Origin of the sequence: Enterobacter sp. PP-008-ECC_S150, assembly GCF_045257065.1 — a bacterium.
GTDB lineage: Bacteria > Pseudomonadota > Gammaproteobacteria > Enterobacterales > Enterobacteriaceae > Enterobacter > Enterobacter chengduensis.
The window spans coordinates 17,119-29,619 of record NZ_JBJHHG010000037.1; the positions used below are offsets into that span (position 1 = coordinate 17,119).

At 52.8% G+C, this 12,501-nt stretch carries 8 protein-coding genes and 1 pseudogene; all 9 read right to left on the reverse strand.

Translation table 11 applies throughout. From position 1 onward, the window contains the following. Positions 1 to 51: 51 nt before the first annotated feature. Positions 52 to 4,275: a DNA-directed RNA polymerase subunit beta' gene (gene rpoC / locus ACJBF3_RS24740; protein ID WP_032644499.1), complete on the reverse strand. Its 4,224-nt coding sequence runs from the start codon at positions 4,273 to 4,275 to the stop codon at positions 52 to 54. 76 nt (positions 4,276 to 4,351) lie between these two features. Continuing rightward, positions 4,352 to 8,380 carry a DNA-directed RNA polymerase subunit beta gene (gene rpoB, locus ACJBF3_RS24745; protein WP_045331769.1) on the reverse strand — a complete coding sequence of 1,343 codons (4,029 nt, stop codon included), beginning with the start codon at positions 8,378 to 8,380 and terminating at the stop codon, positions 4,352 to 4,354. Positions 8,381 to 8,699: 319 nt separating this feature from the next. Next, the gene (gene rplL, locus ACJBF3_RS24750) at positions 8,700 to 9,065 is read right to left on the reverse strand and encodes a 50S ribosomal protein L7/L12 (protein ID WP_002445276.1); all 366 of its coding nucleotides are present in this window, start codon (positions 9,063 to 9,065) and stop codon (positions 8,700 to 8,702) included. A gap of 67 nt (positions 9,066 to 9,132) precedes the next feature. Next, positions 9,133 to 9,630: a 50S ribosomal protein L10 gene (gene rplJ / locus ACJBF3_RS24755; protein WP_003862338.1), complete on the reverse strand. Its 498-nt coding sequence runs from the start codon at positions 9,628 to 9,630 to the stop codon at positions 9,133 to 9,135. 292 nt (positions 9,631 to 9,922) lie between these two features. Beyond that, on the reverse strand, positions 9,923 to 10,627 hold the full coding sequence (gene rplA, locus ACJBF3_RS24760; RefSeq protein ID WP_006810530.1) for a 50S ribosomal protein L1: 705 nt from the start codon (positions 10,625 to 10,627) through the stop codon (positions 9,923 to 9,925). A 3-nt stretch (positions 10,628 to 10,630) separates the two neighbouring features. Further along, a complete protein-coding gene (gene rplK / locus ACJBF3_RS24765; protein WP_008503452.1) occupies positions 10,631 to 11,059 on the reverse strand; it encodes a 50S ribosomal protein L11 in 429 nt (142 codons plus the stop codon). 155 nt (positions 11,060 to 11,214) lie between these two features. Beyond that, on the reverse strand, positions 11,215 to 11,760 hold the full coding sequence (gene nusG / locus ACJBF3_RS24770) for a transcription termination/antitermination protein NusG (protein WP_002438628.1): 546 nt from the start codon (positions 11,758 to 11,760) through the stop codon (positions 11,215 to 11,217). 1 nt (position 11,761) lies between these two features. Next, entirely contained in the window at positions 11,762 to 12,145 is a 384-nt protein-coding gene (gene secE, locus ACJBF3_RS24775; protein WP_014068449.1) for a preprotein translocase subunit SecE, read from the reverse strand. 228 nt (positions 12,146 to 12,373) lie between these two features. Next, positions 12,374 to 12,501: pseudogene (gene tuf, locus ACJBF3_RS24780) on the reverse strand (elongation factor Tu); the annotation flags it as partial.

Below are 12,501 nucleotides of genomic sequence, written 5' to 3' on the forward strand. Positions count from 1 at the left end.
CCCAAACTACGATTCATATGCCCGGTAATTTTCATCACCGGGCATCAACGATTACTCGTTGTCGGAACCGCCCAGACCTGCGTTCAGCAGTTCTGCCAGGCTCGCGGATGCATCTTCAGCAGTGACCTGCGGTGCAGCTGGCAGTTCGCCCGCAGCACGACGACGCATACGATCCTGATGGTACGCATAACCGGTACCGGCTGGGATCAGACGACCCACGATGACGTTCTCTTTCAGACCGCGCAGTTCATCACGTTTACCTGCAACAGCGGCTTCGGTCAGGACACGAGTCGTTTCCTGGAACGATGCTGCAGAGATGAAGGACTCGGTTGCCAGAGACGCTTTGGTGATACCCAGCAGATCGCGCGAGAAGGTCGCACCGATTTTGCCGTTCGCTTCCAGTTCGCGGTTAGCGATCTTGACGCGTGAGTATTCAACCTGCTCGCCTTCCAGGAACTCGGAGCTGCCCGCGTTTTCGATGGTTGCTTTACGCAGCATCTGACGAACGATAACTTCGATGTGCTTATCGTTAATCTTAACGCCCTGCAGACGGTAAACGTCCTGCACTTCGTTGGTGATGTAACGCGTTACCGCGTGTACGCCACGAAGACGCAGAATGTCGTGCGGCGCTTCTGGACCATCGGAAACCACGTCACCACGTTCTACACGTTCACCTTCGAACACGTTGAGCTGACGCCACTTAGGAATCATCTCTTCGTACGGCTCGCTGCCATCTACTGGGGTGATAACCAGACGGCGTTTACCTTTGGTCTCTTTACCGAAGGAAATGATACCGCTGATTTCAGCCAGGATTGCAGGCTCTTTCGGACGACGTGCTTCGAACAGGTCCGCAACGCGTGGCAGACCACCGGTGATGTCCTTGGTACCGCTGGATTCCTGAGGAATACGCGCCAGAGCATCACCCGCACCGATCTGAACACCATCTTCCAGCTGAACGATCGCTTTACCCGGCAGGAAGTACTGAGCAGGCATGTCGGTACCCGGGATCAGAACGTCGTTACCCTGAGCATCAACGATTTTCAGTGCAGGACGCAGATCTTTACCGCCAGTAGTACGTTCAGCAGAATCCAGAACCACCAGAGATGACAGACCGGTCAGCTCGTCGGTCTGACGAGTAATGGTCTGGCCGTCGATCATGTCAGTGAAGCGGATGAAACCACTTACTTCGGTGATAACCGGCATGGTGTGCGGATCCCAGTTTGCAACGGTTTCACCGCCGGCAACCTGCTCGCCATCACCTTTCGCCATAACCGCACCGTAAGGCACTTTATAGCTCTCTTTGGTACGGCCGAATTCGTCGATCAGCTTCAGCTCGGTGTTACGAGAGGTCACAACCAGCTTGCCTGCGGAGTTAACAACAGACTTCGCGTTGCTGAGCTTGATGCTACCTTTGTTTTTCACCTGGATGCTGGATTCAGCAGCCGCACGAGATGCCGCACCACCGATGTGGAACGTACGCATCGTCAGCTGTGTACCCGGCTCACCGATGGACTGTGCCGCGATAACGCCGATGGCTTCACCTTTGTTGATGATGTGGCCACGCGCCAGGTCACGACCATAGCAGTGCGCACACACACCAAAGTCGGTGTCACAGGATACAACGGAACGCACTTTCACAGAGTCAACAGAGTTCGCTTCCAGCAGGTCACACCAGTGCTCGTGCAGCAGCGTGTTGCGTGGAACCAGAATGTCTGCCGTACCCGGCTTCAGAATGTCTTCCGCGGTCACACGACCCAGAACGCGGTCGCGCAGTGGCTCTTTAACATCGCCACCTTCGATAACCGGGGTCATCACCAGACCTTCCAGCGTGCCGCAGTCGTCTTCGGTCACAACCAGATCCTGCGCAACGTCAACCAGACGACGCGTCAGATAACCGGAGTTCGCTGTTTTCAGTGCGGTATCCGCCAGACCTTTACGCGCACCGTGCGTGGAGATGAAGTACTGGAGTACGTTCAGACCTTCACGGAAGTTCGCGGTGATTGGCGTTTCGATGATGGAGCCATCTGGCTTCGCCATCAGACCACGCATACCTGCCAGCTGACGAATCTGTGCTGCGGAACCACGCGCACCGGAGTCGGCCATCATGTAGATGCTGTTGAAGGAAACCTGCTGCTCTTCGACGCCGTCACGGTTAATCACGGTTTCGGTCTGCAGGTTATCCATCATCGCTTTGGATACACGATCGTTCGCCGCGGCCCAGATATCGATAACTTTGTTATAGCGTTCGCCCGCGGTAACCAGACCAGACTGGAACTGCTCCTGGATCTCGGCAACTTCAGCTTCCGCTTCAGAGATGATCTCGTGTTTCTTCTCTGGGATAACCATGTCGTCGATACCTACGGACGCACCTGAGCGCGCAGCGTAAGCAAAACCGGTGTACATGGTCTGGTCAGCGAAGATAACGGTCGGCTTCAGGCCCAGAATGCGGTAACAGGTGTTCAGCATTTTGGAGATCGCTTTCTTGCCCAGCGCCTGGTTGACGATGGAGAAAGGCAGACCTTTCGGTACGATCATCCACAGAATCGCACGGCCAACGGTCGTGTCTTTCAGGCTGGTTTTCGCAACGAACTCGCCGTTTTCATCTTTTTCGTATTCGGTGATACGCACTTTAACGCGCGCATGCAGAGAGGCCAGGCCGGCGCGATAAATACGCTCAGCTTCTTTCGGGCCAGTCAGCACCATGCCTTCGCCTTTGGCGTTAACACAGTCACGGGTCATGTAGTACAGACCCAATACAACGTCCTGAGAAGGAACGATGATTGGCTCACCGTTCGCTGGAGACAGGATGTTGTTGGTAGACATCATCAGCGCACGCGCTTCGAGCTGGGCTTCCAGCGTCAGCGGTACGTGAACAGCCATCTGGTCACCATCGAAGTCGGCGTTATAGGCCGCACAAACCAGCGGGTGCAGCTGGATAGCTTTACCTTCGATCAGGACTGGCTCAAATGCCTGGATACCCAAACGGTGCAGGGTTGGCGCACGGTTCAGCAGTACCGGGTGTTCGCGGATAACTTCGTCCAGGATATCCCAAACGACAGCTTCTTCACGCTCAACCATTTTCTTCGCGGCTTTGATGGTGGTGGCCAGGCCACGCAGTTCCAGCTTGCCGTAGATGAACGGTTTGAACAGCTCCAGTGCCATTTTCTTCGGCAGACCGCACTGATGCAGACGCAGGTATGGACCTACGGTGATTACAGAACGACCGGAGTAGTCAACACGCTTACCGAGCAGGTTCTGACGGAAACGACCCTGTTTACCTTTGATCATGTCGGCCAAAGATTTCAGAGGACGTTTGTTAGAACCGGTGATCGCACGACCGCGACGACCGTTATCCAGCAGGGCATCTACCGCTTCCTGCAGCATACGTTTTTCGTTGCGTACGATGATGTCCGGCGCAGCCAGATCCAGCAGACGTTTCAGACGGTTGTTACGGTTGATCACGCGACGATACAGATCGTTCAGATCCGACGTTGCGAAACGACCACCATCCAGCGGAACCAGTGGACGCAGATCTGGCGGCAGAACCGGCAGAACGGTCAGGATCATCCACTCTGGCTTGTTACCAGACTGAACGAACGCTTCCAGCAGTTTGATACGCTTGGTCAGCTTTTTACGTTTGGTTTCGGAGTTGGTCTCGTTCAGCTCTTCACGCAGCTGCTCGCACTCTTGCTCCAGATCCATGCTCTTCAGCAGGGCCTGAATAGCTTCCGCACCCATCTTCGCGTCGAATTCGTCACCGAACTCTTCCAGCGCGTCCAGATACTGCTCTTCAGTCAGGATCTGATGACGTTCCAGGTTCGTCATCCCGCCTTCGATAACCACATAAGATTCGAAGTACAGAACACGTTCGATATCGCGCAGCGGCATATCCAGCAGCAGACCGATACGGGACGGCAGAGATTTCAGGAACCAGATATGAGCAGTCGGAGACGCCAGCTCGATGTGGCCCATGCGCTCACGACGCACTTTGGTCTGGGTCACTTCAACGCCGCACTTCTCACAGATCACACCACGGTGTTTCAGGCGCTTGTACTTACCGCACAGGCACTCGTAATCTTTTACTGGCCCGAAAATGCGCGCACAGAAAAGGCCGTCACGCTCAGGCTTGAACGTACGGTAGTTGATGGTTTCCGGCTTTTTAACTTCACCGAAAGACCATGAACGGATCATGTCTGGCGAAGCCAGAGCAATTTTGATCGCATCAAACTCTTCGGTTTTAGTCTGCGCTTTCAGAAACTTTAATAAATCTTTCACGGATTTGCTCCCGTCGGAGTTAGCACAATCTGGTGCCGGGGGTTAACCCGGCACCAGTGACCTGTTTGAGCGAGAATTACTCGTCTTCCAGTTCGATGTTGATACCCAGCGAACGAATCTCTTTCAACAGTACGTTGAAGGATTCTGGCATGCCCGGCTCCATCTGATGGTTGCCGTCCACGATGTTTTTATACATCTTGGTACGACCGTTCACGTCATCAGACTTAACGGTGAGCATTTCCTGCAGGGTGTATGCCGCGCCGTATGCTTCCAGCGCCCACACTTCCATCTCCCCGAAGCGCTGACCACCGAACTGTGCCTTACCACCCAGCGGCTGCTGAGTAACCAGGCTATAAGAACCGGTAGAACGAGCGTGCATCTTGTCGTCGACCAGGTGGTTCAGTTTCAGCATGTACATGTAACCTACGGTTACCGGACGCTCGAACTGTTCACCGGTACGGCCGTCAAACAGCGTAATCTGACCAGACGTTGGCAGACCACCCAGTTGCAGCAGCTCTTTAATTTCAGCTTCTTTTGCACCGTCGAATACCGGCGTTGCAATTGGCATACCTTTGCGCAGGTTCTCTGCCAGACGCAGCACTTCTTCATCGCTGAAGGTGTTCAGGTCGACTTTCTGACGCACGTCGGTACCCAGATCGTAGGCACGCTGGATGAATTCGCGCAGTTTCGCGACTTCCTGCTGCTGTTTCAGCATGGCGTTAATCTTGTCGCCGATACCTTTCGCAGCCATACCCAGGTGAGTTTCCAGGATCTGACCAATGTTCATACGAGACGGTACGCCCAGCGGGTTCAGTACGATATCTACCGGCGTACCGTTAGCATCGTGCGGCATATCTTCGATCGGGTTGATCTTAGAGATAACACCCTTGTTACCGTGACGACCCGCCATCTTATCACCAGGCTGGATCTGACGTTTAACAGCCAGATACACCTTAACAATCTTCAGCACGCCTGGTGCCAGATCGTCGCCCTGAGTGATTTTGCGGCGTTTCGCTTCGAGTTTTTTCTCGAACTCGTGTTTCAGTTCGTCGTACTGCTCAGCCAGCTGTTCCAGCTGATTCTGTTTCTCTTCGTCGGTCAGGCCCAGTTCCAGCCAGCGATCGCGTGGCAGTTTGTCGAGCTTCTCAGCTTCAACGCCACCGGCAACCAGCACCGCATAGATACGGCTGAACAGACCCGCTTCGAGGATCTGCAGTTCTTCAGACAGGTCTTTCTTAGCCTGTTTGAGCTGCATCTCTTCGATTTCCAGCGCACGCTTATCTTTCTCAACGCCGTCACGAGTGAAGACCTGAACGTCGATAACCGTACCGGAAACACCGTTTGGTACGCGCAGAGAAGAGTCTTTAACGTCAGACGCTTTCTCACCGAAGATAGCACGCAGCAGTTTCTCTTCTGGCGTCAGCTGGGTTTCACCTTTCGGCGTCACCTTACCAACCAGAATGTCGCCGCCAGTCACTTCCGCACCGATATAAACGATACCGGATTCATCCAGTTTGGAGAGCGCAGCTTCACCCACGTTAGGGATGTCAGCGGTGATCTCTTCCGGCCCCAGCTTGGTGTCACGGGACACACATGCCAGTTCCTGAATGTGGATAGTGGTGAAACGATCTTCCTGAACCACACGTTCGGAGACGAGGATGGAGTCTTCGAAGTTGTAACCGTTCCACGGCATGAACGCTACGCGCATGTTCTGACCGAGCGCCAGTTCACCGAGGTCGGTGGACGGACCGTCTGCCAGCACGTCGCCGCGCTCAACTGGCTCACCCAGAGACACACATGGCATCTGGTTGATACAGGTGTTCTGGTTAGAACGGGTGTATTTGGTCAGGTTATAGATGTCGATACCTGCTTCGCCCGGATACATCTCGTCTTCGTTAACTTTGATAACGATACGGGATGCGTCGACGTACTGAACAGTACCGCCACGTTTAGCAACCGCAGTAACACCGGAGTCAACGGCAACAGCACGTTCCATACCGGTACCAACCAGCGGCTTATCAGCGCGCAGAGTTGGAACGGCCTGACGTTGCATGTTCGCACCCATCAATGCACGGTTGGCGTCATCGTGTTCCAGGAACGGGATCAGGGACGCACCGACGGATACCACCTGCTGGGTGGATACGTCCATGTAGTCAACCTGGTCGCGGCTGAACAAGCTGGATTCGCCTTTGCTACGGCAGGTAACCAGATCTTCTACAAAGTGGCCTTCGTCATCCAGGTTGGAGTTCGCCTGAGCGATAACGTAGTTGCCTTCTTCGATAGCAGACAGGTAGTGAATTTCGTCGGTTACAACACCGTCAGTCACTTTACGGTACGGTGTCTCGAGGAAACCGTATTCGTTCGTCTGTGCGTACACGGACAGGGAGTTGATCAGACCGATGTTTGGACCTTCAGGCGTTTCGATTGGACATACGCGACCGTAGTGCGTCGGGTGTACGTCTCGAACTTCAAAGCCTGCGCGTTCACGGGTCAGACCGCCTGGGCCGAGTGCAGAGATACGACGTTTGTGCGTAATCTCAGACAGCGGGTTGTTCTGGTCCATGAACTGAGACAGCTGGCTGGAACCGAAGAACTCTTTCACTGCTGCAGAAATCGGCTTGGCGTTGATCATATCCTGAGGCATCAGGGTATCCAGATCGCCCAGAGACAGACGCTCTTTCACCGCACGCTCTACACGTACCAGGCCAACGCGGAACTGGTTTTCCGCCATTTCGCCTACGGAACGGATACGACGGTTGCCGAGGTGGTCGATATCGTCCACTTCGCCTTTGCCGTTACGGATATCAATGAGCTTCTTCATCACTTCGATGATGTCGTCTTTGCTCAGGATACCGGAACCTTCGATTTCGTCGCGCAGCAGAGAACGGTTGAACTTCATACGACCAACCGCGGACAGATCGTAGCGGTCTTCGGAGAAGAACAGGTTCTCGAACAGGCTTTCAGCCGCTTCACGAGTTGGTGGCTCACCAGGGCGCATCATGCGGTAGATTTCTACCAGCGCGCTCAGACGATCGGTGGTTGGGTCGACACGAAGCGTCTCAGAGATGTACGCACCGTGATCCAGATCGTTGGTGAACAGCGTTTCGATACGTTTGTGGCCAGACTGGCTCAGCTTAGCCAGCAGATCCAGGCTCAGCTCCATGTTCGCCGGGCAGATCAGCTCGCCAGTTGATTCATCAACGTAATCTTTCGCGGCTACTTTTCCTGCAATGTACTCAACCGGAACTTCGATGAGTTTGATATCATCTTTTTCCAGCTGGCGGATGTGGCGCGCGGTGATACGGCGACCTTTTTCCACATACACTTTGCCGTCGGCTTCGATGTCGAACGACGCGGTCTCACCACGCAGACGTTCCGGCACCAGCTCCATCTGCAGCTTGTTGTCGCGGATTTCAAAGATCACTTTCTCAAAGAACAGGTCCAGGATCTGTTCAGTGGTGTATTGCAGCGCACGCAGAATGATGGTTGCAGGCAGCTTACGACGACGGTCGATACGGACAAACAGGTTGTCTTTCGGATCGAACTCGAAGTCCAGCCATGAACCACGGTAAGGAATGATGCGTGCGTTATACAGTACTTTACCGGAAGAGTGTGTTTTACCTTTATCGCTGTCGAAGAAGACGCCCGGGCTACGATGCAGCTGGGAAACGATAACACGCTCAGTACCGTTGATTACGAAAGTACCGTTGTCTGTCATGAGTGGAATTTCACCCATGTAGACTTCTTGTTCTTTAATGTCTTTTACGGTGCCTTCCGGCGCTTCGCGCTCGTAGATCACCAGACGCAGTTTTACGCGCAGCGGTGCGGAATAGGTCACGCCACGGATCTGACATTCCTGAACGTCAAACACCGGTTCGCCAAGGCGGTAGCTGACGTACTGCAGCTCGGAGTTACCGCTGTAGCTCTGAATCGGGAACACGGAGCGGAAGGCTGCTTCCAGACCGTACTGCCCTTCAGGATCTTGCTCGATAAACTTCTGGAACGAGTCAAGCTGGATAGAAAGGAGATATGGAATGTCCAGAACTTGTGGACGTTTACCAAAATCCTTACGAATACGTTTTTTCTCGGTATAGGAGTAAACCATAGGGTTCCTCAGCTCGCTGACAAGTCGACCCATCTGTCCGACGAAGGGACAGTTTGTGCAACACCATTTTGTGGACCGGAAAATTGAATACTTTCCGCAATACCTGTTGCTATCACGCTTAAATCATTTCGTCGCGATTTACACAGAGCGAGCACCCTGTCGCAATATATTAAGTCGTCGATAGAAACATGCATTGTCAGGACAATCAGCAGTCAAACAGTGTGAAATGCTACTGATGCCTTACAGCGCAAAAAGGCTGGTGACTAAAAAGTCACCAGCCATCAGCCTAATTGCTTAGGCTGCAACCAGAAAAGTTGGCTTATTTAACTTCAACTTCAGCGCCAGCTTCTTCCAGAGATTTTTTCAGTGCTTCTGCGTCGTCTTTGCTCACGCCTTCTTTCAGCGCAGCTGGAGCAGATTCTACCAGGTCTTTAGCTTCTTTCAGACCCAGGCCAGTTGCGCCACGTACTGCTTTGATAACAGCAACTTTGTTCGCGCCAGCAGCTTTCAGAATTACGTCGAATTCAGTTTTTTCTTCAGCAGCTTCAGCCGGGCCCGCAGCTACAGCTACAGCAGCAGCAGCAGAAACACCGAATTTTTCTTCCATTGCAGAAACCAGCTCTACAACGTCCATTACGGACATAGCTGCTACTGCTTCAATGATTTGATCTTTAGTGATAGACATTTAAATTGTTCCTGAAAATCAGAATAAAGTTTATACGTAAGCAAATGCTTTATAAAGATAACCGCGATTAAGCAGCTTCTTTCGCATCGCGTACAGCAGCCAGAGTGCGAACCAGTTTGCCAGCCGCAGCTTCTTTCATGGTTGCCATCAGGCGTGCAATTGCTTCTTCGTAGGTCGGCAGGGTTGCCAGGCGATCGATTTGCGATGCCGGGATCAACTCACCTTCAAAGGCTGCAGCTTTGACCTCAAATTTTGCATTCGCTTTCGCGAACTCTTTGAACAGACGAGCAGCAGCGCCCGGGTGTTCCATAGAGTATGCAATCAGGGTCGGACCAACAAACGTGTCTTTCAGGCACTCGAACTGAGTACCTTCAACTACGCGGCGCAGCAGGGTGTTACGAACAACACGCATGTATACGCCAGCTTCACGACCTGCTTTACGCAGTTCAGTCATTTTGTCTACAGTAACGCCACGGGAATCCGCAACTACTGCAGACAGCGCGCCTTTGGCTACTTCGCTGACTTCAGCAACAATCGCTTGTTTGTCTTGAAGATTTAAAGCCATTAGCTTTGCTCCTGGATGTTTGCCGGAACTCATGTTCCGGAACTCACTTCACTCAACCCAACGGGAAGAGCGTCTTAATACGGTGAGCAGAAACAAGCCAGAATATTCAAAAAATAATCTTAGCGTTCTGTCACCGTCTACGCAGGGGATTAAGTCTCTTACGAAACACCTGCGGTCTTCGACGGAGGCCTGGATTAGGCCAGGCTCCAACGAACAAATCTTTTAGCCGCTAACTTTTGTTAGCAAACGTGGGGGTAAGATTGTAGACAAAATCACCGCCCACGTAAAGGCATTAGTTTGCAGCAGCGCTCAGGCCAGCCTGGTCAACTGCAACACCTGCACCCATGGTGGTGGAGATGCTAACTTTCTTGATGTACACGCCTTTCGCCTGAGTTGGTTTTGCTTTTTTCAGCGCAACCAGCAGAGCTTCCAGGTTTTCTTTCAGTTTGTCAGCGTCAAAGTCCACTTTACCGATGGTGGTGTGGATGATGCCGTTTTTGTCGTTACGATAACGAACCTGACCCGCTTTAGCGTTCTTAACCGCTTCAGCAACGTTAGGGGTTACAGTACCCACTTTCGGGTTTGGCATCAGGCCGCGTGGACCCAGAACCTGGCCCAGCTGGCCAACAACGCGCATTGCATCTGGAGAAGCAATAACAACGTCAAAGTTCATTTCGCCTTTCTTGATCTGATCAGCCAGATCTTCCATACCTACCAGTTCAGCGCCGGCAGCTTTAGCAGCTTCAGCGTTTGCACCCTGAGCAAATACAGCTACGCGAACGGAACGGCCAGTACCGTGTGGCAGTACAGTTGCGCCACGAACGTTCTGATCGGATTTACGCGCGTCGATGCCGAGGTTAACGGCAACGTCAACGCTTTCAACGAACTTAGCAGTTGCCAGTTCTTTCAGCAGAGCGATAGCTTCGTTGATGTCGTACTGTTTGGTCGCATCAACTTTGTCACGGATCACGGACATGCGCTTGGTCAGTTTAGCCATTTCTTAGTCCTCCACTACCAGGCCCATGGAACGTGCAGTACCTTCGATTGAGCGAGTCATCGCTTCAATGTCGGCACCAGTCATGTCGGCAGCTTTGGTCTGCGCGATTTCCTGCAGCTGAGCGCGGGAAATTTTACCCACTTTGTCTTTGTTCGGCTTACCGGAACCAGACTTGATACCAGCCGCTTTCTTCAGCAGAACTGCTGCTGGAGGGGTTTTGGTAACGAAAGTGAAAGAACGGTCAGCGTAAACAGTGATGACGACTGGGATTGGCAGACCTTTTTCCAGGGATTCGGTTTTGGCGTTGAACGCTTTACAGAATTCCATGATGTTCACACCCTGCTGACCCAGAGCTGGACCAACTGGTGGACTTGGGTTCGCCATACCAGCTGCAACCTGCAGCTTGACGTAGGCTTGTACTTTCTTAGCCATTCTAAAATCCTCTGATTGGGTAATAGCGCCTCAGGGAGGCTCCCCGTGAATAAAATTCGTTTTACGGGCGGGGCCCATAAAAACAAAAGGCGCGAAATTGTATTCCAATCTCGCGCCCTGTGCAACGATTAAATCGTCGCTTTTTTGATCGCTACTTAGGCTTTTTCGACCTGCGCAAAGTCCAGCTCTACCGGGGTCGCACGACCGAAGATAGAAACAGAAACTTTCAGGCGGGACTTCTCGTAGTCCACTTCTTCAACCACACCGTTAAAGTCAGCAAACGGACCGTCGCTAACACGAACCATTTCACCCGGTTCAAACAGCGTTTTCGGACGCGGCTTATCACCGACCTGCTGCAGGCGGTTCATAATCGCATCAACTTCTTTGTCGCTGATTGGCGCCGGACGGTCAGACGTGCCGCCGATAAAGCCCATCACGCGCGGTACGCTGCGCACCAGGTGCCAGCTCGCGTCGTTCATCACCATCTGAACCAGCACGTAACCCGGGAAGAATTTACGCTCGCTTTTGCGACGTTGGCCGCCACGGATCTCAACCACTTCTTCGGTCGGAACCATAACTTCACCAAATAACTCTTCCATATTGTGTAATTTGATATGCTCACGCAGCGACGTTGCTACGCGGCCTTCAAAACCGGAAAACGCCTGAACGACGTACCAACGCTTTTTAGGGGCTTCAGACATCTTAGAACCTCAGGCCAGTAATAAAGGAAACCAGGCGAACCAGAATACCATCCAGTCCCCACAGGATCAGTGACATTACAGCAGTCACCGCCGCTACGATCAGCGTGGTGTGCAATGTTTCCTGGCGAGTCGGCCAAATGACCTTGCGGACTTCGGTACGTGCTTCGCGAGCGAAAGCAACGGTTGCTTTACCTTTAGTCGTCAACAGCGCGACACCGCCCGCTGCAGCAATCAGAATCACCACTGCCAGCGCGCGGAGCGGCAGCATCATGTCACGATAAAGATAGTTGCCAACGATTGCCACAATCAGCAGCACGGCAACAGCGACCCACTTCATCGCTTCCAGGCCGCGCCCGCTCCCTTGAGCTTCGGTATTCGCACTCATAAACCAACCTGTCAGAAGAATTCTACAAATAATTTCACCCCGCGAGTGCGAGGCGAGCCAAATCGAAACGCTAATCCCTTTATGGATTATACGCTCTCTGCAGAGCCTGTCTCAGCAATGATTATGACAAAAAGAATCACTGATGAGCCAGGTTCTGATGTGAAAGCGTGCAAAAAGGGCATCAAATGATGCCCTTTTCATGCGCATTGCGTCAAATGTTATCAGCGATTAGCCGAGAACTTTAGCAACAACGCCCGCGCCAACGGTACGGCCGCCTTCACGGATTGCGAAACGCAGACCGTCGTCCATCGCGATTGGGTGGATCAGCGTCACAACCATCTTGATGTTGTCGCCTG